The 22,265-nt window shown below is 42.0% G+C and carries 19 protein-coding genes and 1 CRISPR repeat array; of the genes, 10 read left to right on the top strand and 9 right to left on the bottom strand.

All coding sequences use genetic code 11. The annotated features are described in order from the left end of the window. Positions 1-14: 14 nt before the first annotated feature. Complete coding sequence (locus Xbed_RS08445; protein WP_086112485.1) at positions 15-416, bottom strand: bleomycin resistance protein; 402 nt, start codon at positions 414-416, stop codon at positions 15-17. Between the two features lie 223 nt (positions 417-639). After that, complete coding sequence (locus Xbed_RS08440) at positions 640-891, bottom strand: transposase (RefSeq protein ID WP_086112484.1); 252 nt, start codon at positions 889-891, stop codon at positions 640-642. 419 nt (positions 892-1,310) lie between these two features. Continuing rightward, positions 1,311-1,887: direct repeats of the CRISPR family, unit length 29 nt; unit sequence GTGTTCCCCGTACCTACGGGGATAAACCG. Positions 1,888-2,675: 788 nt separating this feature from the next. Between Xbed_RS08440 and gntR the strand changes: the two genes are divergently transcribed. The 3 genes from gntR (at position 2,676) to gntU (ending at position 5,799) form a co-directional block, all read left to right on the top strand. Next, positions 2,676-3,671, top strand: coding sequence for a gluconate operon transcriptional repressor GntR (gntR, locus tag Xbed_RS08435; protein ID WP_086112483.1), 996 nt, complete (start codon positions 2,676-2,678; stop codon positions 3,669-3,671). Between the two features lie 233 nt (positions 3,672-3,904). Continuing rightward, positions 3,905-4,465 (top strand): gluconokinase, encoded by a 561-nt coding sequence (gene gntK, locus Xbed_RS08430; protein ID WP_086112482.1) that lies wholly within the window; start codon positions 3,905-3,907, stop codon positions 4,463-4,465. Next, positions 4,462-5,799 carry a gluconate transporter gene (gene gntU / locus Xbed_RS08425; RefSeq protein ID WP_086112481.1) on the top strand — a complete coding sequence of 446 codons (1,338 nt, stop codon included), beginning with the start codon at positions 4,462-4,464 and terminating at the stop codon, positions 5,797-5,799. Before gntK ends, gntU begins: the two co-directional genes overlap by 4 nt. Positions 5,800-5,879: 80 nt before the next feature. On the opposite strand, the gene Xbed_RS08420 is transcribed toward gntU, so the two are convergent. From Xbed_RS08420 to Xbed_RS08390, 7 genes are all read right to left on the bottom strand, one after another. Further along, positions 5,880-7,103: an SGNH/GDSL hydrolase family protein gene (locus tag Xbed_RS08420; protein ID WP_086112480.1), complete on the bottom strand. Its 1,224-nt coding sequence runs from the start codon at positions 7,101-7,103 to the stop codon at positions 5,880-5,882. After that, entirely contained in the window at positions 7,090-8,226 is a 1,137-nt protein-coding gene (locus Xbed_RS08415) for an SGNH/GDSL hydrolase family protein (RefSeq protein ID WP_086112479.1), read from the bottom strand. Before Xbed_RS08415 ends, Xbed_RS08420 begins: the two co-directional genes overlap by 14 nt. Beyond that, positions 8,213-9,634, bottom strand: coding sequence for an MBOAT family O-acyltransferase (locus tag Xbed_RS08410; RefSeq protein WP_086112478.1), 1,422 nt, complete (start codon positions 9,632-9,634; stop codon positions 8,213-8,215). The genes Xbed_RS08415 and Xbed_RS08410 overlap by 14 nt, the downstream gene beginning before the upstream one ends. A gap of 190 nt (positions 9,635-9,824) precedes the next feature. Next, entirely contained in the window at positions 9,825-10,598 is a 774-nt protein-coding gene (locus Xbed_RS08405; protein ID WP_086112476.1) for a protein bax, read from the bottom strand. A 470-nt stretch (positions 10,599-11,068) separates the two neighbouring features. Then, positions 11,069-11,884: a hypothetical protein gene (locus Xbed_RS08400; protein WP_086112475.1), complete on the bottom strand. Its 816-nt coding sequence runs from the start codon at positions 11,882-11,884 to the stop codon at positions 11,069-11,071. A 241-nt stretch (positions 11,885-12,125) separates the two neighbouring features. Further along, positions 12,126-12,461, bottom strand: a complete 336-nt coding sequence (locus Xbed_RS08395) for a DUF3761 domain-containing protein (protein ID WP_244182443.1) — start codon at positions 12,459-12,461, stop codon at positions 12,126-12,128. A 643-nt stretch (positions 12,462-13,104) separates the two neighbouring features. After that, the gene (locus tag Xbed_RS08390) at positions 13,105-13,455 is read right to left on the bottom strand and encodes a SymE family type I addiction module toxin (RefSeq protein WP_086112473.1); all 351 of its coding nucleotides are present in this window, start codon (positions 13,453-13,455) and stop codon (positions 13,105-13,107) included. A gap of 731 nt (positions 13,456-14,186) precedes the next feature. Here Xbed_RS08390 and Xbed_RS08385 point away from each other — a divergent pair. The 7 genes from Xbed_RS08385 (at position 14,187) to Xbed_RS08355 (ending at position 22,210) form a co-directional block, all read left to right on the top strand. After that, entirely contained in the window at positions 14,187-14,813 is a 627-nt protein-coding gene (locus Xbed_RS08385) for a tyrosine-type DNA invertase (protein WP_086112472.1), read from the top strand. Positions 14,814-15,272: 459 nt separating this feature from the next. Further along, positions 15,273-15,812, top strand: coding sequence for a fimbrial protein (locus tag Xbed_RS08380; protein WP_167371884.1), 540 nt, complete (start codon positions 15,273-15,275; stop codon positions 15,810-15,812). A 369-nt stretch (positions 15,813-16,181) separates the two neighbouring features. Next, positions 16,182-18,725 carry a fimbria/pilus outer membrane usher protein gene (locus Xbed_RS08375; RefSeq protein WP_167371885.1) on the top strand — a complete coding sequence of 848 codons (2,544 nt, stop codon included), beginning with the start codon at positions 16,182-16,184 and terminating at the stop codon, positions 18,723-18,725. Between the two features lie 41 nt (positions 18,726-18,766). Then, on the top strand, positions 18,767-19,495 hold the full coding sequence (locus tag Xbed_RS08370) for a fimbrial biogenesis chaperone (protein WP_086112469.1): 729 nt from the start codon (positions 18,767-18,769) through the stop codon (positions 19,493-19,495). Positions 19,496-19,515: 20 nt separating this feature from the next. Further along, the gene (locus tag Xbed_RS08365; RefSeq protein ID WP_167371883.1) at positions 19,516-20,040 is read left to right on the top strand and encodes a fimbrial protein; all 525 of its coding nucleotides are present in this window, start codon (positions 19,516-19,518) and stop codon (positions 20,038-20,040) included. A gap of 29 nt (positions 20,041-20,069) precedes the next feature. Next, on the top strand, positions 20,070-21,095 hold the full coding sequence (locus Xbed_RS08360; protein ID WP_139837470.1) for a hypothetical protein: 1,026 nt from the start codon (positions 20,070-20,072) through the stop codon (positions 21,093-21,095). An 89-nt stretch (positions 21,096-21,184) separates the two neighbouring features. After that, positions 21,185-22,210 carry a hypothetical protein gene (locus tag Xbed_RS08355; RefSeq protein WP_086112465.1) on the top strand — a complete coding sequence of 342 codons (1,026 nt, stop codon included), beginning with the start codon at positions 21,185-21,187 and terminating at the stop codon, positions 22,208-22,210. Positions 22,211-22,265 lie beyond the last annotated feature (55 nt).

Raw genomic sequence — 22,265 nt, 5'->3', positions numbered from 1 at the left:
TTAACGAAATAGAGTTACTCTTGTTGGTGTTCGATATATTGGCTGAACCGGAGTAAATAACCATCGGGGTCTTGAACCAAGAATTCCCGTTGGCAAACTTGGGTATTATCACCAATGCAATAATAATTATCTTCCAGTGGGCGATACAGCGCGATTCCATTGATTTGTAGACTGGTCAATATTGGTTCTATATCATCCAATTCAATTTGAAAATTGATGCCACGACCTAGAGGTTTGTTGAGTTCTCCGGTATTCCAGCCACTGTCGTGATAGGCTTCCAACATTAATTGTGCCTCTCCCAACCCTAAATAGACAAAATCGGGATTTTCCCGCCGGATTAATATTTCAAATCCCAATATTCGCTGATAGAAATCGAGTGAAGCGGGAAAATTTGTCACGGTCAGCTCTGGCACCATCCGATTCCAATATTCTGTTTTAGTTTTAGTGTGCAAGATGTTTTCCTGTATTAAAATAGCGTTCTATTTCAAAAGTCAGTTAAATATTTTAGGGTAACAACGGGTGTGGATAATTTACCCTATTTTCTGGCGATTTTTCATTAGTGTTAATTATGATATGGAACCTCGATCACATTTAGATTTATGTGGGGAAATAATGGTGATAATTCCGTAGTGCCATAATTTAAATTTTGATAGTTACCTTTATGGTGGCCTGTAATAGATCCTGACCGGTTTTTTGTGGCGGTGTTTTTTTCTGATGTTGAGTTTTTCCTGGGGAATGGTTTTTCTTTGCAGCCAACGCATTTTTTCGCCAGTCCGATAGGGTACTTGTGGGGATTCCTAGCGTTTTAGATAGGGAAGAGACGCTGACATTATGTGGAGGCAACATTTTTTCTTGGATGGCACGTTTGAATTCGGCTGGATAGCGTGTCATGAGTGATCCCCATAAAAATTTTTCTGTTTGATTATTGTAATAAACATTAGCAGGCATTTGTGTAAAGTCAAATTTCAACTGAAAAAGAAAATAACAACTTAAGAAAAATAATATATTAAAAATTATCAACTGGTTAAGTTATTGTGGTATACAAATTTCTTGTCTAAGGAAGTAGTTATCCCCGTAGGTACGGGGAACACATATTGATAACAACTAGCAGAGAAAATAACAACGGTTTATCCCCGTACTCACGGGGAACACCTTAGCCATATCTGCCAAAGGCAGTGAGTGATAGTACAGTGTAGCAAATCACTATAAGCACGTCTCCATTATGCCTATGGTTTAGCCTCATAAGCGAAAAAAATGGTAGAATTATTCCCCTCTAAAAAGATTTTATAAAACAGACGGATAAAATTAGAGTGTTCCCCGTACCTACGGGGATAAACCGGTCAACCGCTGGCATTCCCCAGACAGGGAATAGTGTTCCCCGTACCTACGGGGATAAACCGACCCCAGTCATATTTTCCCTGACGTTAAACATGTGTTCCCCGTACCTACGGGGATAAACCGTGTTATCTGAGGCCGTCAGTGGTGCTGTTTCGGTGTTCCCCGTACCTACGGGGATAAACCGAAAAAATGCTCTTTGTTATGGGACTGGCAGAAGTGTTCCCCGTACCTACGGGGATAAACCGGAAAGGAGGTAGTAAATGGCTAACCTGAACCGTGTTCCCCGTACCTACGGGGATAAACCGTCGTTTTTAGAAAAGTAAAAGGAAATACGTTTGTGTTCCCCGTACCTACGGGGATAAACCGCGTCTGTCACGGCGCAAGATTCACTGCGCTGAGTGTTCCCCGTACCTACGGGGATAAACCGAATTGGTTTAAACGATGCAGAAACAGCCAGAAGTGTTCCCCGTACCTACGGGGATAAACCGCATCGCTTGGTATCCACAGGACAGAGACACATGTGTTCCCCGTACCTACGGGGATAAGTTATTATTTTAGTTGGTAATCATTGTGTAAAAAAGCCAATAGAAATAAAGACCATCCAAGATAATGCAATGGTTAATAACTTGGTGGTTTTAATTAATTTGAGTATTTTAACGGTGAAATATGATAACGGAAATGCAATAGCCAGCAGCACGGCTGGGGTATTTTACTAGACGGTTGGTAATATCTTGTCTAATCTTTATTTATCCATCGGTCATTTGATTAATTATGTATTTAATAAGTTATTTAATATTTTTTCTTATTGACCATATTCTCTGACAGGATGGAGTGCCAGCAGGGGCTGTTGCGCTTCAGCTCTGGGTTGAACAAATAACCTTTGCTTTTTGATGCAGAATAAGGTAGAGATCTTGCAAAATTCTATCGATTTAAGAGGAGTAAAAATGATGTTATTTTTTACGGTAGTGATTCCATCTATAATTGCATTTTGGGCATGTCATTATTGTGCTGATGATAATGATCACATGAAGAACAAAAATAAATAAATATAATTTTTCACTTAACCTATTAATTAATAATATTTTTTCAAATGTTATTGTTAGTTGTGGTGGGCTTAAGTATTCCCCTTTTTTACTGTATAAATTCCTCTCATTTTCCTGACCCATCGGGACCTACTCAGGCGCGTGTAGCTCATCACATTTTGCAAGACAATTGATAAATCAGTGAGAGTTACCCTGCATTTTTCGCCAAAAAGCATGTTGTTATAGTGTATAAATGTGCTAAAACCGCAGGCTATTCGTCTGTACGTATCAATAACTGATTGCATTACATTGAAAATGAAGAAAAAACGCCCAGCTTTACAAAATGTTGCAGACCTCGTTGGGGTTACTAAAATGACGGTCAGCCGTTTTTTACGTAACCCGGATCAGGTTTCTGAAGCGTTGGGGAAACGAATTGCCGAAGCGGTGGATCAATTGGGGTACATCCCCAATCGTGTACCGGATATTCTTTCCAATTCTACCAGTCGTGCGATAGGCGTTTTGCTCCCTTCATTGACTAACCAAGTTTTTGCCGAAGTGATCCGTGGGATCGAATATGTCACCGATCGCAATGGCTATCAGACCATGCTTGCCCACTATGGGTATTCAGCCCAGAAAGAAGAAGAACGTTTACTCTCCCTGCTTGCTTACAATATTGATGGCCTGATTCTGGCAGAACGCACGCATACTCCCAAGACATTGAAAATATTGCAAACGGTCGGCATTCCCGTGGTGGAATTAATGGACTGCGTATCACCTTGCCTTGATATTGCCGTGGGAATCGATAATTTTGCCGCCGCGCATCAGATGACGATGGCGATGATCGAACGTGGCTGCCAGAACGTGATCTACCTCGGTGCCCGGCAGGATGAACGGACGTTGATCCGTTTGCAAGGGTTTGAGGCGGCGATGCGAAGTGCAGGTCTCCCGCCAAGAAAAGTCATGACGCCAGCCAGTTCATCCTATTCTCTGGGGGCACAGCTTTTGCAGGAAACCTGCCAGAAATACCCCGAAGTTGATGGTTTGTTTTGCACCAATGATGATATCGCCATTGGGGCAATCTTCGAGTGCCAGCGTCAGGGGATCAAAGTGCCGGAAGAGATTGCGGTAGCGGGTTTTCATGGTCACGATATTGGTCAGGTCATGACACCGAAACTGGCCAGTGTGCTGACCCCCCGTGACCTGATGGGACGCAAAGCGGCAGAAGCCCTGCTTGCCCGCCTGAAAGGGGAAAAGCCGGAACAGACTTTGATTGATGTTGGATTTACCCTTTCATTAGGTGAAAGTGTTTAATTTTTGTAGATCAAAATGCTCTATCCCCCTCTTCAAGTGCGATAAGCCTCACATTTTCATTTTTTGACGATCCTGATTGATTGCTCACCATCCTGCCCTGCTGTTAATGTTACCGGTAATAAGTTACCGGTAACATTAACGGGCTATATTTTCAGGTCATGTTTCATGGCTAAGGTTTTGTAGATAAATCATCGCAATAGCCAAAAAATAAGATTTTCATAAAGGAGTTTGATATGAGCGATACCCAACAGCCAAACCATGTTTTTGTATTGATGGGGGTATCCGGCAGCGGTAAATCCGCAGTTGCCAGTGGTGTTGCCCATGAGCTGGGGGCTGCGTTTCTGGATGGCGATTTCCTCCATCCCCGCACCAATATTACGAAAATGGCCCAGGGCCACGCTTTGAATGATGAGGATCGCCAGCCGTGGTTGCAGGCACTCAACAACGCCATTTTTGCCATGCAGCGCACTAATCCTATCTCCTTGCTCGTGTGCTCTGCCTTGAAAAAAAGCTATCGGGATAGGTTGCGTGATGGCAATACAAACCTGTCATTTCTCTATATGAAGGGAGAATTTGATTTAATCGAAAGCCGTCTGAAAGCACGCAAGGGGCACTTCTTCAAGCCACAAATGTTGATCTCACAATTTGAAACATTGGAAGAGCCGACCCGCGATGAAAAAGATGTCCATCATATTGATATCAAACCCGTTCTTGATGAAGTCATCAAAAACACCCTGCAACTTATTGAGTTCACAATAAACAACCCTGAGCATATTAGCGAGGTTCATCAATGAGTACCTTAACGCTGGTTCTGACGGCGGTTGGATCGGTTCTCCTGTTACTATTTCTGGTGATGAAAGCCAGAATGCACGCTTTTATTGCGCTGATGCTGGTTTCAATGGGAGCAGGCATTTTTTCTGGAATGCCATTGGAAAAAATCACCCAGACGATGCAAAACGGGATGGCGGGCACGTTGGGGTTCCTCGCGGTTGTTGTGGCTCTGGGGGCGATGTTTGGCAAGATCCTGCATGAAACCGGGGCGCTCGATCAGATTGCGGTGAAACTGTTGGGGAGTTTTGGTGAAAAACGGGCCAATTATGCGCTGGGAATGGCCGGGCTTATTTGCGCATTACCCCTGTTTTTTGATGTCGCGGTCGTCCTGTTGATTGGCGTGGTTTTTGCTGTTGCCCGTCGCACCAACGGCAATGTTGTCAAACTGGCACTTCCCCTGTTTGCCGGTGTTGCCGCCGCTGCCGCGTTTCTGGTGCCGGGGCCGGTGCCTATGATGCTGGCTTCTCAAATGGGGGCAGATTTTGGCTGGATGATCCTGATTGGCCTGAGTGCGGCGATCCCCGGCATGTTACTGGCTGGCCCGATATACGGTAATTTCATCAGCAAATATGTCACGCTGGATTTGCCCAAAGATCTGAGTACCCCCAGCATTGGCAAAAGCCAAATGCCTTCCTTTGGTTTCAGTCTGGCGCTGGTGCTGTTCCCTCTGGTGTTGGTGGGATTGAAAACCATCGGCGCGCGTTTTGTTGATCCGCAATCGACGCTATATCACTGGCTGGAATTTATTGGACATCCTTTCACCGCGATTCTGATTGCCTGTTTGGTGGCGATTTATGGTCTGGCGATCCGTCGGGGCATGAGCAAAGAGAAAGTGATGGATGTCTGTTCGGCGGCGATTCAACCTGCGGGGATTATCCTGCTGGTGACCGGCGCTGGGGGGGTGTTCAAACAAGTATTGGTGGATTCCGGGGTTGGGCCTGCATTGGGGAATGCGTTGATCGGTGCGGGTCTGCCAATCGCGCTGGCGTGCTTTATTCTGTCGGGCGCAGTGCGTGTGATCCAGGGTTCGGCAACGGTCGCGTGTTTAACCACCGTGGGGCTGGTTTTACCCGTGATTGGTGAATTGGGGTATTCCGGTGCACAAATGGCGGCGTTGTCAGTGTGTATTGCAGGCGGATCGCTGGTTCTCAGCCATGTGAATGATTCCGGCTTCTGGTTGTTCGGTAAATTTACGGGCGCGACAGAAGCACAAACCCTGAAAACGTGGACGATGATGGAAACCATTCTCGGCACCACCGGCGCGATGGTGGGCATGATTTACTTCGCAATATTGTGATGTTCGAAAACTAAAACCTTTCTGAGCGCTTGCCAACGGCACCTTATCATTGATTCAGGTGCCGTTTTTTATGGGCTTATTCACCGCTCAACCAAACCGACAAACTGCTTATAAAGCGCTTCGGCACTGCGTTCATAGCCAGCAGCGGAAAGGTGGACATAATCAGGACGTGCAAGATCTTGCTGCGCCCATGCTTTGACTGAACACGGCCCGCCCATATATTCCCGCCAATCCCAGAACAGGGTGTGTTGTTTTTGGGCGACGGCTTGCTGAATGCGGATAATGTCGTTGAGCAGGGCAGGTTGTTGTTCACCACAGCTTGCCGCCGCTTTATTTTGCAGTGAGTCATTCGGCCCAATCAGCAGGATAACGGCTTGCGGTATCCTCTTGCGAATATCTTTGACTTTGGATGTCAGTGCGTTCTGATACGCCACCAAATCCAGAGAATCATTAAAGGCTTCATTAGTGCCGTAAGCGAGGATCACCAAATCGGGTTTCATCTGAGCCAACGTATCGATCCACTGAGGCTGCCATTTATCCAGCATATTAATGGTGGCACCATTTATGCCCAATGCCGATAGCATGATGCCGGGGCTTTGGCGCTTTATCAGCCAGCCGCCGATTTTCAATTGCGTATCCTGCGGGTAGAGCGTAACGGGGAAATTAACGTTCTGTTGTGGTGAGAAACGCCATTCACTGCTTGTCGCGGGTAAATCCCATACTTGCATTGAAGTAAACTGCGCCCTGATTTTAGTCGCCTCATGGGATTGATAGAGCGTGCTTATTCTGTACTTATCAAGGCTGGAGGGAGATAAAGCCAACCGTATTGTGCTGCTGGCACTTTCCGGAATGGCAATAAACCCGCCCAGAGGATAGTCCGCCCGATTCTCTTTGCGGCTGCTTGAAAGCCACCAGCCGGTTTTATTCTCCGTCACCTGTACCGCAGCGTTACGCTGGCCGGGGATGCTGATCGGAGGAATGAAACCCGGCCCCGCATCGCCATAACGGTTCTGCAATAAGTTGCGCAATTTGCCGGTAAAGAAATCGGCGGCGGTGTGTGAATCTCCCAATTGCACAAAATGAAGCTGACGGGTATCGCTGTGACGCAGCTTATCCGCCAGTAGCGCGAGGTGGGGATCAGCAAAATCCGTCAATTGTTGCTGACGGTATGTCTGCGTGCTTGACTGTTCCGATAAAGGCTTAGACTTTTCCCCGTGGCATGATAAGAGGTTCACAGCCAGCGCAGTAACCAGACTTGCACCCAATATCCGATAAAATCCACGGAACATTTTAGATGGTTGCATCTTCTTTAACAGGCTCCTGAATAAAGGTAATCAATGAAAACAGAGCGTTTGCAATGGTTTTTTGCCCATTCAAACTGAAATGGATACCATCTCCACTTCGGAGTTTGATTGTACTACTGCCATCCCCAATATAATCTGAATAATTGTCTGATTGATATTTAAACATATCATTGGCTGAAATATAGATTTCCCCCATTTTGGTTACCTCGGTTTGATACAATTTATTGAGGTAAGTTATCCCATTGGAGAGTTTTTTCTGGCGCATATTGGGAGGGCCAACCCAGATAACATCCACATGATGCTGGCGGGCATTATGCAAGATAGTTTCAATACGTTGACGATAAAGATTTTCCCAATCTTCACTGGCAAATTTCAAGTAAGGGCCTCCGCGCCTTGATGGAATATCCCACGGATCATTCGGGCCTAAAAATACCACGACCAATTTAATATCAGGATTATCTCTTAACGCATTGCTGATGGTTTGCGGCCAGTCAAAAAAACCGGGGTAAGACAATCCGGTACTTTGCTTACTTAAATTCAGGCTGGAAATACCATATTCCTGATAAAGACGACGTTTTAAGTGTGGGGCAATGCCCTGCATCATTGAATCGCCGGCAAACAGCACTTTATCTTTTGCGCCCAGATTGACATGGGTTTTCTGGACGATATCAATAACCGGGTTTTGTCCTGAACCATTCCGGATCAACGGGGATTGCACGGGCTTAATATCTTTCTGTAACAGCGCTGGAAAAGTGAAAGAGAGATTCTCGATGGGATGTACATAACCTTTGAGAAAGCGCAGGCCGACCTGAAAATCAGGTGGAAATACGGTTCGGGTGCCAGCGCTATTCATAGATTGTGAATAATTATCCTGATATCGGCCTGTTGCATAGGTCATGAATGTCTCACTGGCCGCAATGGCACCTTGCTGTATATTATTCCCTAAATCCCACCCGGGCTCTCCTTTGAGGAATGTCCAAGGTGTGTTGCGATGATATTTTTGTTGCCAGAAATTATCCAGCGAACGCTGATTCAGCCAGATAAGTAACAGGCTGGTGACAGTCACGACACAAATCACTTGTCCGACTTTTTTAAAATTAGAGGCAAATTCAAAAGTTGGCATAGATAAATCCTGGCATTCCAGACGGTGATAAGATAAATACCAAAGTGAGGATCAAAGCTAAGGGAATGGGGTAATAAACCCAGGAAATCAGGTTATATTTTTCTTCAATAGTGTTTCTGAGATCCACCAGCCACGGATAAATAATAAAGAATCCCCAAAAAGCCATTAATAGCCAACGGCTGGATAACAGTGCTGTAAAAATATCCCCGGAGAACAGTGGAGATAATACCGCCAAAGCATCATTAAGGGTTGGGCTACGGAAAAAGACCCATGCAAAGCAGACAAAATGGAATGTCACCACGCGGGATAAAAATAATGAAAAAGGGTGCGTTAGCGGTGACCCATGATGTTTTTTGGCCGCAGGGAACAGGGCATTTTTAATATTTTGTAAAATTAATCCTAAACCATGAATTGCTCCCCAAATAATAAAACTGAGTCCGGCGCCATGCCATAGACCCGAAATCACCATTGCGATGAACATATTCAGGTTCTTGCGAAATACGCCTTTTTTATTCCCTCCCAGCGGAATATAGACATAATCACGGATAAACGTTGACAGGCTGATATGCCAGCGTCGCCAGAACGCTTGTAAATTCTCAGCAAGATAAGGAGCGTCGAAATTGCGTGGTACGTTGAAACCTAATAACAGAGCGATACCGGTGACCAGATCGGTATAACCGGAAAAATTGAAGTAGATATTCCAGGCATAAGCATAAATCGCGACGAGGATTTGCCCGGCATGGTGGCTGGTGGGATCTTCAAATACAGGATTCACAAGATACTCAGAGAGTGTAGAACTGAGTAAAAAGAGTTTTGCGATGGCGAGTGCAATCAATAATAGAGCCTTTAAAGGTTCCAGCATAATTCTGGATGATGCCTGAATCTGTGGCAGAAAATCTTTGGCGCGATTAATTGGCCCGGCAACGATACTCGGAAAAAAACAGAGATACAAAATGACATCAGGCAGCGGAGCGGGAGGCAATTCTTTTCTGCACACCGATACAACATAACTGACTGAATGGAATGCATAGAATGACAACCCCAGCGGCATCAGCAATTCAAGAACCGGCAATTCCACGTTAATACCCATATTGGCTAATGATTGCTGAATAGCCTCCTGAAAGAACGCGTAATATTTGAAAACAGTGAAACAGCCGAGAATACCGAATGTCAATAGAATGAATATGACCCGGTTGGATAAATAACGGCTGAGAATATTCGTTAAAAAGTAAATAAATAGCGTATAGGCGAATAAAATGTAGGCGACATTTGCTGAAAAAGAGAATAGGAACAGATAACTCACTAAAATTAATAAGCTATTCTGTAGCTTAGGGGCTTTCTGCAAAAGCCAATAGATAAGAAGCAGAATGACAAACGATCCAAGAAACTCAAAAGAAAAGAAATTCATATCAGGCTCTGGCTAACTATTTATCGTTGGGAAAAAGGAGGTAATTCTGGGATACATTATAGTATGGAGTTTACCTATGTTTACAATAGATAATAATAGAGGGGAATTATAAAAAAAGAATCCATTTTGTCATGAATACAAAATGGATTAGAGAGAGATGATTGTACTGGCTATTCCACGGTCTTTATTCTTATTGGATAGCCAATTCCTGCACCTGTGAAATCAACTGTTTATTGCCATTAAATACCTGATGCAGATAGCGGTTATAGTCAGCACCCAGTTCGGAATAACCATTGAGGTTATCGATGAGTTTGCTGGTATTCAGCGGCTTCTGCGTTGTCCTCTGGGTTGCACGCGAAGAACGAAGTGATTCATAGGCACGGTGCGTATTCAGATTTTTCATGTAGGCAATGACAGAAGCATCAATGGAATGATAAACAGAATAACCTTTGACTTTTCCTTTCGTTTTGCCGCAAGAGCCACAGCGCATACCAAACAAATTATTATTTTTCTGGGCAAGTTCTGATGTTCCCCAGCCTGATTCCGCTGCTGCCTGAGTGGCGACAAAATGGGTCGGTACAATATCAACCCGACTGAGTAATTGACTCCAACTAACCTGCTTGGGTGAGTTGCAGGTCATTTTGTAATCCATGCAGATCTTTTGTAACCGATTGATATCCTGTGCAGACCAGCTACGTGTTTTCTGATGTGCCAGAAGCCATTTACGATCCTGCATAATCTTCTGATTATGTTTATCAATTACGGGGACAACAACATTTAAAAACGCTTTCTTTCGGGGTGTACCTGAAGGGTATTTTCGCAAGTCAGGCAAATTCTTTTGAATGCCATTGTGAGAATACTCTTCCATTTTCGAGGTACTGGTCGAGGCATAGCTCAGACCGGTAAAAATTAATGAGATAAAGAAAGCGAAGACCGCAGTTGTCCTCATCGTTCGAGAGGGCATTTGCTTCTCCTCGTTTTATTACTCTGGATAAAAAACAAACGAATATTAGCAGAGCAAACCTTATATAGCTACTCTTATTCGTCATTCATAAGTTTCGTTTCTGTAACGAATGTTAGCACCCTACTGACAAATATCTATATTTTTTACTTTGTACGGTAAATTAATGTAATTATTATTGGGGTTTTATTTGGTGGTTCAAATTTAAAGTTTAATGTTTTCCTATGGTTACGTATTAAGTGGTTTTTTAATCTATTCGTGTTATTGCTTTGGTTTTTAAAGTATTATTTATTGCTATTCCCAGATTGGAGATATGTTTTTTTGTTAATTTTACTCTTGTTTTTATTTGAGCTTCAATCAGTGAAAGTTTGATATCAATTTTTCTGGTTTATTTTTTATTAATGACCATAAATGGCCAGAAAATGTCTCTGATACGTAGCTTTCACTTGGATCGATATGATGATTAAAGGATATTATTTTATAGTGTTAGCTTTATTTTTAATATGAAAATAAAGTAATTTTACGCTTGTCATAAAACTACAGCCATGCAAGTGAGATGAGGCAAACATACAAATTAATATAATTAAAGGCATCAAAAAAATGAAGAAAGTAATAAGAATATAATACCATCCGTCAGGCTGTTGTATTAGAGTAATGGATAATACAATAAAAAAAACGATCAACATCATTCTGGTAGCAGAAAAATCATCATCAGCAGTTTTGATCAACCAAGCAAGAAAATCACCATTCGTTCTTTCCCGTTCTACAGAAAAAAGGCGTAACAGCGTAAGTTGTTCTTTAAAGGTAAATATTTTCGTAATCAGTTTTTTTGTTTTTTCATCATCACCAATATAAACCTTAATGCCCTGTGTATTGAAGGGAGGATAGGCTTTATTCAGTGTCTTGGGTTTAAAGAATATTTTGTTATTAATGCAGAATAAGAAAAATTTTAAACCAACAATATACCCACATCCAATAATTCTGGCCTTGTTTAAGATGGAGAAAAAACAAAAGGCGAAGTAGACCAGAGGCACATAATTAACGGCTGAAGAATAAATTTGTGATTTCCACATAATCCAAAAATAAGATCCCAGGAGAATAATAAAAAATATCGTTACGGTTTTTACCGAGTCGATGAATTCATAGGCGAGCCCTCTTATCCAATGGGTGAAATCATCTCTGGTTTCATTCTTCACTAATGCAAAACTCTTGAGCATAATAATTTGTTCGGTATAGGTAAATAACCTAATTATCGATTTTCTTATTTGTTTATCGTCAGTAAATCGCATTATTATTCCAATTTTTTCCGGTTAAGTGGTACGTTATCCTTTATTCATCCTATTACGACGGAATAGGATGATGAAAACAGGGTGATGCTAAAGAATGATACCACTGTTTTCATTGAAAAAACTGTCCATTGAAAAAACTATTCATTAAAAAAATCATCCAGCGAAAAAATGCGATAATGATCAGAAAATAATTAGGGAGCCGAAGCTCCCTAATTGTGCATCATAAAAAATCAACGAAATATTACAGCCACTTGGAAACACCACCGTGGCGAGAGCAGGCTCCCTTACGGGATTTGCTCTTGCTATAGCTACCATCTTTACAAAGGGCTGTATTAGCCCCTTTTTTGACTGAGTTCTTTTTGGTTATTTTACTTGAGGCTTTTTGTTTCTTGGCTTTTTTGCTTACTTTCTTTTTTAACGAAACGGCTTTGTTTTTTGCCGTCTTAACATCATGTTTTACAGCCGTTGCTGTTTTTGAAACGGTATTGGCTGAAGTTGATACTGCTGGCGCTGCAAGCACTGTACTTGAAAACAACACCAGTAATGCTGCAACGGATAACTTCAAGATTTTCATCATATATATCCTCTGATTAGAGTACTGAAACCCGAAATCTACTCTTGCAGTTTGGAGTATAGTTTTGAATGTTATGTTTGCAAATTTTACATAGGGAATATTTATATTTCTATGTGGGGATTATTTGTCTTTTCCTTTAATAACAAAATATTATATATATGAGTAACATTAAGGCTATATGTTTATAGATGTTTGTTTTTAATTATTTAACCTTTTTTATAGGTCATTGACGGTATTTAATTCATGATTTTGATCCGTAATTTACATTTTGGAAAAGTACAAATAAAATCAGAGGAATATTACATTTGTTTGAGTTATTGATAACCGTTCACATTGGGATTTAGCGAAGAAAAACAGGAAGTGGACAATTTGATATGAAAAAATAACACAGCTTGAAAATTCCTTACCGATGAAGCGGGGTGAACAGCCGGAAGAAGTGGTTCAGGCCATTGGTGTTTGAAATGCCGCCTTGAATAAGAAAGGCCAAAACGATTTGGAAACCTTAAAAGCCGGAATGCTTCTTCATATTTCCGGCTAATTGATAGAGGCTGTTTTTGAAAGAGACTGGTTTTAATAACACCTGTTTTAATAACATCTGTTTTAATAACATCTGTTTTAATAACATCCGTTTTAATAACAACAAAGGTTAAGCCAGCATTGACATCAGTTTGGGTTTAAGAATGATTTTACCGGGTTCCATTTCAATGTTAATCGGCTGTTCCACTAACTTACTGATTGTTAACCAGTCTCCTGCAATATAAAGTTCACCATTCTCACGAATATTGTCGATCCCTTCGTATGGATTAACGTCTACTTCATCGATCAAACTGGCCAGGTCCACATTGGGATCAATGAGAGAGATAATAATTCCATTGGAAAATTGTGAGATATGAAATAACTCATTTGCGGTAAATCCCGCATCGCTGAGTGCACTGCCATTCAGTATTAACTCCGGGATATCAATGTCAGTATGGCGAAATGAAACGTGAAGGCTCATTGGTACATTCCTTGTGTTATTGGGATATACAGCGATACTTTATCAGCACTTTGCCCGCACTGCACCGCGAATTTATCCGTGTTTTTATCTGTATCGCATTCATTAGCTAATTCGATATCTACCCTAGCGTCTAGTCGACGAATATGCTATCGACAATGTTGCTCTTTGCGAAGCGACTCGCAAAAAATCACTGGATATTTATCCATTCAGGAATTTCAGTGTTTCACAATGATGAAAAGGTGTTCAATGCTATTGTCATATTTATGACATAAATTTTTCATATAATTGTCATTGGTGATTTATCTAATATCACATTCTATTTATTGTTTATATGCGCAAAGATGTTAATGGCGCTGGCTTAATCCCCTCCGGTATTGAGATTGAAAATGGTTGATTGTGAGCCTTGTTTGTTACATTATCCAATGAAGGGGAATGTTTTTTATCATGTTTTAGATTAACGGCTGATAATAAGAAAGATAGCTGTTCTATATGGAATGCTTCTTACTTATAAGGCTTTTGTATTTATTTATGTTGGGAAGATTTATATGTTTTTTAGTTTATATAAAAATAATTACATAGTTTATTATGTGTTTTTAATCGCCATGCTAATAATTGTGTTTTATGAGCATATATCGAATGTTTTTATTTTTTCAATCAATGATCCATTTTGAGAGTGGCCTTTTAGTGAATGATTTTAATTATAAATAAACTACCACAGAGAGTAATACATCATGTTAAAACGTAAATATTTAACTCAATCTGAGATTGAGCAATTACTGCTTGAATTAGAGAAAGGTGCAAATCCAGAGCGTAATATCTGTATGCTTTTTATGGGATTTCTTCATGGTTTTCGCGTTTCTGAGCTGCTGGGGCTGCGTATGTCGGATGTGGATCTACGCGACCGGAGTGTGAGCGTTAATCGATTGAAAAATGGTTTTTCCACCATCCATCCCATGGTTTCGCGGGAAATTCAGTTGTTACGTAAATGGCTGACGGTACGTAAGAAACTGGAAAAATTCGGTAAGAGTGAATGGCTGTTTATTTCCAGAACCGGAGAACCTTTGTCGCGACAGCAATTCTATAAAATCATCAGAAACACCAGTATCAAGGCAGAAATTGCGATTTGCGCGAATCCGCACATGTTGCGTCATTCGTGTGGTTATGCTTTAGCGGATAATGGCGTTGATACGCGCTTGATTCAAGACTATTTAGGTCATCGTAACATTCGTCATACGGTCAGATATACCGCGAGTAACGCGGGTCGCTTTGATGGAATTTGGCGGGCAAGAGGAAAACGAAAAAGGATTACATTTAGTACCAAACTGTTAACTGCCCCGATTCGTTATTTTTTAAGCTAACGATTTTTTTTTAAGTTTGCAAAATATTTTTCAACTCTATGATGAGTAAAGTGTAATTCATGACGCTAAATTTCTATAAAATTAAGAAAAATTCCTAACTTCCTCCTGTCACATGATCCTCAAAATCTCATCCTAAATGTTAATTTCGTAATCGAAAGAGGAAAAAACTTCCTTGTTTCCAATCAATGGTTAAATATAGTGATTTTGCGTTTCTTTACAGATTATTCTAGATGAGTTAACAGTTTGGTACTAAATGTTAACCCGTGAAGCCGGATTATTCATTGATATAACAAATGAATAAACCCGGATTTATGCTTCATGGCATTAACGCTGTGCTCCATTTCATGATTGTTTTTAAGTTGTTCGAATAACATTGTCTCAATAAGCCTTCAGACAGATGCAACGTCATCACTTATTGTCTGTTTGAAGGTTCATCTATAAATGAGGATAGAAAATAAAATGCGTTTACATAAAATGGCTGCCATCGTTGCAATGACAATGGGAATGGTTACATTCACTGCTCAGGCAGAATCAACGACTCCAGCAATGAAATTAGGGGAAGAAGGAACAATTAACTTCAGAGGGAGTGTTATTGAGTCTCCGTGTAATATTTCTAGTGATGCCCTTTATCAAACCATTGATTTTGGCTCCATCAGTAAATCATTTCTGGATGAAGGGAAAACGAAACCAATGAATTTCTCCATCCAATTAGAACAGTGTGATACCAAAACGGCTAGTCAGGCACATATTATGTTTTCCGGACAAGACGCTGATAATAACGAATTAATTATGATCGGTAATGCTAAAGGTATTGCAGTAGAGTTAGCTGATCATAATGGTAAAATTACTCTTGGTCAGAAGAAAAAAGTGATGAATATCACTGCTGGTAAAAATACATTAAACTTTGTTGCACGTGCGAAAAAATCAGCAGGTTATGATAAAGAGGTCTCTGTAGGTGACTTCAATGGGACTGCAAACTTTACGGTGTATTATCAATAAGTTTAATCGATAAATCATACAACGTACTTTGTTATATAAAAAATCTGAACTTCAGCCAATGAAACGGTTTCTAAGCGTTGGATACTATAGGTTGATATTGCAGAGTACGTTCTTTTATGAAAAAACGTATTATTTTCTTTTTGACATAATTCTTATTTAAATACGCATTGGCTTTGTGGCAATAACAAGGGCTTTATTATCCATTTTCAGGGGTAATAATGCTACAGTTTGTAGAAAGTGTTTGCCGAAGAGTGTTATTTAAATAGATGAAATAATGAAAATAGATACTCTTGTCAGTCTGTGATCATAAATTAAATCAGGATTTGCAATAATGAATCACGTCTGATGCAGGAGCAGTTATAAATGAATATCAAACAATATAAGGCATTCTCCCTAAATTTATTATGGGGGCCGATTTTGTTTTTCTCAGGAATTGGGTCAGGGCAATCTATTGAATTTAATAATGATATGCTGGATACCGAAGATAAGCAGAATATTGATTTATCACGTTTCTCTCAGACGGGTTATGTGATGCCGGGAAAATACAGTTTAGCCCTGCGGGTTAATGATCAGGAAGTCAGTAGGGAAACGGTTATTCCATTTGTTTTAAGGCAATCAGGGGATAAAGAAACCTCTGAAGCCTGTATTTCACCTGAATTACGGACAAAGATTGGTTTGAAAGAAAAATTTCAGGAAAAGACGACGCTGTGGAATGACGGGCAATGCGTGGATTTTTCAGCCTTAAAAGGGGTCAGGTTGTCAACGGAATTGTCTGAGTCGCAGATTAGGATGGCGATACCGCAGCAATATCTGGAATATTCGGATCATTCCTGGTTACCGCCTTCACGCTGGGATAATGGAATACCCGGTGTGATGATGGATTATAACGTGAATGCCACGGTGTCTAAATCTCAGGGAAACTCGGCGGATAAAAATATTTGGCTTAATGGCACCGTGGGGGCGAATTATGGTGCGTGGCGCTTACGCAGCGATTATCAAGGGAATTACCACCACAATTCAGGAAAGTGGGGACAGAAAAATCACTCACTGGCATGGAGCCGGGTTTATCTGTATCGGGCACTGCCTTCATGGGGCGCCAATCTGACATTGGGAGAATCTTCCTTTAACTCAGATCTGTTCAGTGGCTGGAATTATAGCGGATTGTCATTGGAAAGCGATGAGCGTCAATTGCCACCCACATTGCGCGGCTATGCACCACAAATTAATGGTGTTGCTGATACCAACGCGAGGGTAACAGTGACACAGCAAGGATATGTTCTCTATGACACAACCGTGCCGGCAGGTCCTTTCTCCATTCAGGAGATCAGCAGCTCGGTGCGCGGAACATTGGATGTCAAAATCACGGAACAAGATGGCCGGGTGAAAACGTTTCAGGTCAGTGCCGCTGAGATCCCCTATCTGACCCGGCCGGGGCAGATGCGATACAAATGGGTATCGGGACGTTCACGGTACAATTTCCATCAGACCGAAGGCCCGATTTTTGCGGCGGGGGAACTCTCTTACGGTGTGTCCAACCGCTGGTCGCTGTATGGGGGGAGCGTGCTGGCCGGTAACTACAATGCGGTTGCTGTAGGCGCAGGCGTTGATTTGGGTCAGTTCGGGACATTATCCGCAGATATGACGCAGTCGATGGCGAAGGTATCAAAGGGTGACGAGAAAGCGAATAAAAACACCCGGCAGGGAAAATCCTGGCGTCTCAGTTATTCCAAACGTTTTGATGATATCAACACGGACGTGACATTTGCGGGTTACCGCTTTAGCGAACGCAATTACATGACGATGCAGCAATATTTGGATGCGCGTTATCGGGGAGTGTGGAGCGGGCGTAGTAAAGAGAGATATACCCTATCGCTGAATAAAAGTTTTCCAGAACAACAGTTGTCAATGGGGGTTTCTTACAACTATCAAACGTTTTGGGATACCGGGGACACCATCTATTACAACGCACAGGTCAATAAATATTTCTCTGCTTTCGGTATGGACAGTATTGCTGTGGGGGTGTCGGCAAATCGTACCCGTTTTGCCGACACGGGCAAAATGGACAATTCTGTTTCGCTCAGTGTGTCATTGCCATTGGGCAAGAAGACCGTGAGATACAGCAATAATTATAGCAGTAACAGTGGTCGCTATTATCAGGATATGGGACTCAGTGGTCAGCTCGGAGAGAGAAGCCATTACAGCGTCTCGGCAGGTGTCAGCCACGGCAAAGGCGGGCAGCCTCATACGCAATTTAGTGGTTATTACAGCCATCAAGGCGATATGGCACAGACATCGGTGAGTGCTTCAATGGCTCAGGGCAGTCATTTATCGGTCGGTATGTCTGCCAATGGCGGTCTGACGATAACCTCAAAAGGGGCAGCCCTGCATGCAGGTGGCTCTGGTGGCGGCACGCGCCTGATGGCCGATACCGATAGCGTGGCCAATGTGCCGATTGATGATGGTCGGGTGCGAACCAATCGCTGGGGGATTGGGGTGGTGACCAATGTCAGCAGTTATTACCGCAATACGACGATGGTGGATGTCAGCAAGCTGGATAACGACGTAGAGGCACGTGATGCGGTGGCTGAATGGGTACTGACGGAGGGTGCGATTGGCTATAACAAATTTGAAGTACTGAAAGGCCATCGCCTGTTTGCGGTATTGCGTCTGGAAGATGGCAGCGTTCCCCCTTTTGGTGCCAGCATCCGTAATGAAAATGGGCGTGAACTGGGCATGGTGAATGATGGCGGAGTGGCCTGGATCAGTGGTGCCCGGACAGGGGAAACCCTGCAAGTGAATTGGCGTGGCAAGCGCTGCTCAGTCACCTTACCCACGCAGATTGATCCGTTATCGCAAGTTTTGCTGCCTTGCCAGAGTATGACGCAGGCACATCAAACGGGCATAACGCCATAACGTGTCCTCTAATGAATTGAATTGAAAAGAGTAACCGAAATATGAATAAACAACTTTTGCAAAAACTGGCCTGTGCCGCTTTGTTCTTAAGCACTTTTTCGGGACAGGCTGCGGTTTCACTGGATCGAACCAGAGCGATATTTGACGGCGAAAATAAATCGATTTCTTTGCATGTCACCAATGGAAATAAGCAGTTGCCTTATTTGGCGCAAGCGTGGTTGGAAGATGCCAATCAGCAGAAAATCACGACAGGGCCATTGGTATTAACGCCCCCGGTGCAACGTCTGGAACCGGGTAAGCGCAGCTTGATTCGGGTGGAGAAAACCCCCGCTGCTGATCGGTTGGCACAGGATAGGGAATCCCTGTTTTATTTCAACTTAAGGGAAATTCCGCCGAAAAGTGAGAAACCGAATGTCCTGCAAATCGCGCTGCAAACCAAAATTAAGCTGTTTTACCGGCCGGCCGCGATCCAAACCAAACCGAATGCCGTTTGGCAGGATCAACTGATATTACACAAGGTTAACGGTGGCTTCCGGATAGAAAACCCAACCCCTTATTACATTACGATTATTGGGATGGGAAATAGCCAGTCACAATCAGAAAATGGGAATTTTGAGGGCATGATGTTGGCACCGTTTGCCAGTGAGACGGTCAACAAGGGGCAGTATGCCACCCCTTATCTTACCTATATCAATGATTATGGCGGCCGCGTAACCCTGCAATTCCGCTGCCATGATGCGCAGTGTACCGCCATTAAAGACACCAAATAATTATCATGGGACGCAAACAGATGAAGATGTACCAGTGGATATTACTGGTCTGCGCGATGGTATGGCAGGGGACGAGCTATGCTGATGTAAAAATTACCGTCAAGGGCGTGTTACAGGAACCGACGTGTGATGTGACGGGGGAGAATGGCGATAAAACCGTTGATGTTGACCTAAGGAATATCGCTCTGGAGGCGGTGGGGACAGCAAAGGCTGAAAAATCATTTCAATTAAATGTACATTGTGACAGCCCAGCGCCGGTCAACAAGGTATTAAAAATGAAAATTCAGCCTTCGGGTTATCGTGTGATGAATTCGCTGGGAAACAATGTGTTATCCACCTCAATGAAAGGATTAGGAATTGCGTTAACGCATAAAAATAAACCCATTGTATTAAATAACTGGGTGTCGGTTGAAGGCGTTGATTTGCGGGCGAATAAACCGGAGGGAATGGTGTCACTGACTGCCAGGTTGGTAACAGAAAATCGACATGAATTGCAGGCCGGCAGTTTTCAGTCTGCGGCCAGTTTTTTGATGAGTTATCAATAGGCATTGCTCTCTGAATATAGGTCTGGAATATGAAAAGAATAGTATTTTTGATTTTTATTTTTATAGGGGAACCGGTGTATGGCGGAGGTTGGGGGTATTATATTGATTCAGGCGCTGTTAATGGGACAGCAACCTATACAGGTAATGCATCTCAATATGCAATTTTAGATATTAAAATGACTCTTCCTTCTGAATTTTGGGGGAGAACGACCTGGATTAATGGAGTTTGCCATGAAGGTTCTGATGTGAACGCTTTTGCAGTCTTAAATTTGAGAAAGGAAATTAAATTAAATATAAATGGGAAATCGGTGTCAGCAATTGGAATGCTAGGTAGGAATGAAGTGCGTTTATCTCAATCTATTGGTTCCGTTTATAATCGGAATGATTTTGTTTCTTTTTGGACAACTGACCATCATTATGGTGCCAGGTGTGGACATAATGGTGCAATAGAAGATTTCCGCAACTGGTTTTCAGGAGAAAATCACGTTTCTTATAAAATAAATGATAATATCCCGGCGGGTTCTTATACTGGCTCTGTCAATATTGGAAAGTTGAATGCGTATAGAGAGCCTACTCCGCAACAGTACTATGAAGTCTATGGTATTTCGTTAGCTCATGGTGCTGACGTTAAAGTTAACTATACCATCACCATCACAAATTCATGTTCAGCAACGCCTTCCAATAGCGTAGAACTAAGACATCGGAATTTAACGACGGCAAATTTTGACGGCGATATTGCCAAGAGTACGATTCGTTTAACGTGTGAATATCCTGCCAATATTAGCTTATCATTGGAAGATGATCATAAGGCAATCGGAAAAGGTCATGGTAATAAAATAGAATTGCCGATAAAAACCAATAAAAATGGCGTGGAATCATTGTTAACCGTGGAAGGCAATCATTTAAAGTATGATGCTAACAAAAATAAAGAAATGATTACCGTTGGTCCTAAGGGTGAAGAGTTGAATTTGAGTAGTCTATTGAAAAAAACGGCGAATAATGTCACTCCCGGTGAGTATTCTGGCAATGCGGTATTAAAAATAGCATTTGATTGAGCGTGTTTTTTTATTTGTTTTTTATGAGTGTTCAGTAGATATGGCTCTGGGTAAAAAATATGATTGATATCTGAATATGGGGCTTGAATATGAAAAGAATGGGATTTTTGATTTTTATTTTTATCTGGGGGCCGGTGTATGGCGGCGATTGGGGGTATTATGTAAGTTCAGGTACGGTTAATGCGACGGCAACCTATACAGGTAGTGCATCTCAATATGCAACTTTAAAGATTGAAATGGATTTCCCTGGTCAATTTTTGGGGAGAGAGGCTTGGTTCAATGGGATTTGTCATTCTGGTCATAAGGTGAACTCTACTGCCGTCTTAAATTTGAAAAAGGAAATTGAATTAAATATAAATGGGAAAACGGTGCCAGCAATTGGAATGCTAGGTAAATATGAAGTGCGTTTATCTCAATCTATTGGTCCCGTTCATGAAAGGAAAGATTTTGTTTCTTTTTGGACAGTGGATATGTACCCTGTTTCTGACTGTGGAAAGAATGGTTCTGAAGGGTATTTTATTAACCGGTTTTCAGGGAAAAATAGCGTCTCTTATAAAATAAATGATAATATTCCTGCGGGTTCTTATACTGGCTCTGTCAATATCGGAAAGTTGAATGCTTATAGAGAACCTGATCCGCAAACGCACCGCGAGCAATATGGTATTTCGTTATATTATGGTGCTGATATTGAAGTTAATTATACAATCAATATTACTAATTCATGTTCATCAACGCCTTCAGATATTGTAGAATTAAGACATCGGAATTTAACCACCACAAATTTTGACGGCGATATTGCCAAGAGTACGATTCGTTTAACGTGTGAATATCCCGCCAATATTAGCTTATCATTGGAAGATGATAGTAAGGCAACCGGAAAAGGCAGTGGTAATAAAATAGAGTTACCGATAAAAACCAATAAAAATGGTGTGGAATCGTTATTGACCGTGGAAGGCAATAATTTAAAGTATGATGCCGGAAAAAATAAATCAGTACTTGCCGTTGGCCCTAATGGTGAAGAATTGAATTTGAGTAGTCTATTGAAAAAGACGGCGAATAATGTCACTCCCGGTGAGTATTCTGGCAATGCGGTATTAAAAATAGCATTTGATTGAGACTGTTTTAAAAAAGCCCTGCCAAATATTACAGGCAGGGCTTTTAATCTCAGTG

The sequence above is a fragment of the Xenorhabdus beddingii genome (genome assembly GCF_002127545.1).
GTDB classification, from domain to species: Bacteria; Pseudomonadota; Gammaproteobacteria; order Enterobacterales; family Enterobacteriaceae; genus Xenorhabdus; species Xenorhabdus beddingii.
This window is presented reverse-complemented; position numbering and strand designations above follow the sequence as displayed.

Coding starts and splice junctions, on each gene's coding strand:
- Xbed_RS08400 (WP_086112475.1), bottom strand. CDS start 11,884: ATGCGATTTACTGACGATAAACAAATAAGAAAATCGATAATTAGGTTA.
- Xbed_RS08390 (WP_086112473.1), bottom strand. CDS start 13,455: ATGAGCCTTCACGTTTCATTTCGCCATACTGACATTGATATCCCGGAG.
- Xbed_RS08385 (WP_086112472.1), top strand. CDS start 14,187: ATGTTAAAACGTAAATATTTAACTCAATCTGAGATTGAGCAATTACTG.
- Xbed_RS08405 (WP_086112476.1), bottom strand. CDS start 10,598: ATGCCCTCTCGAACGATGAGGACAACTGCGGTCTTCGCTTTCTTTATC.
- Xbed_RS08415 (WP_086112479.1), bottom strand. CDS start 8,226: ATGCCAACTTTTGAATTTGCCTCTAATTTTAAAAAAGTCGGACAAGTG.
- Xbed_RS08410 (WP_086112478.1), bottom strand. CDS start 9,634: ATGAATTTCTTTTCTTTTGAGTTTCTTGGATCGTTTGTCATTCTGCTT.
- Xbed_RS08395 (WP_244182443.1), bottom strand. CDS start 12,461: ATGATGAAAATCTTGAAGTTATCCGTTGCAGCATTACTGGTGTTGTTT.
- Xbed_RS08445 (WP_086112485.1), bottom strand. CDS start 416: ATGGTGCCAGAGCTGACCGTGACAAATTTTCCCGCTTCACTCGATTTC.
- Xbed_RS08420 (WP_086112480.1), bottom strand. CDS start 7,103: ATGCAACCATCTAAAATGTTCCGTGGATTTTATCGGATATTGGGTGCA.
- Xbed_RS08360 (WP_139837470.1), top strand. CDS start 20,070: ATGAAAAGAATAGTATTTTTGATTTTTATTTTTATAGGGGAACCGGTG.
- Xbed_RS08365 (WP_167371883.1), top strand. CDS start 19,516: ATGAAGATGTACCAGTGGATATTACTGGTCTGCGCGATGGTATGGCAG.
- Xbed_RS08370 (WP_086112469.1), top strand. CDS start 18,767: ATGAATAAACAACTTTTGCAAAAACTGGCCTGTGCCGCTTTGTTCTTA.
- Xbed_RS08380 (WP_167371884.1), top strand. CDS start 15,273: ATGCGTTTACATAAAATGGCTGCCATCGTTGCAATGACAATGGGAATG.
- gntU (WP_086112481.1), top strand. CDS start 4,462: ATGAGTACCTTAACGCTGGTTCTGACGGCGGTTGGATCGGTTCTCCTG.
- Xbed_RS08440 (WP_086112484.1), bottom strand. CDS start 891: ATGACACGCTATCCAGCCGAATTCAAACGTGCCATCCAAGAAAAAATG.
- Xbed_RS08355 (WP_086112465.1), top strand. CDS start 21,185: ATGAAAAGAATGGGATTTTTGATTTTTATTTTTATCTGGGGGCCGGTG.
- gntK (WP_086112482.1), top strand. CDS start 3,905: ATGAGCGATACCCAACAGCCAAACCATGTTTTTGTATTGATGGGGGTA.
- gntR (WP_086112483.1), top strand. CDS start 2,676: ATGAAGAAAAAACGCCCAGCTTTACAAAATGTTGCAGACCTCGTTGGG.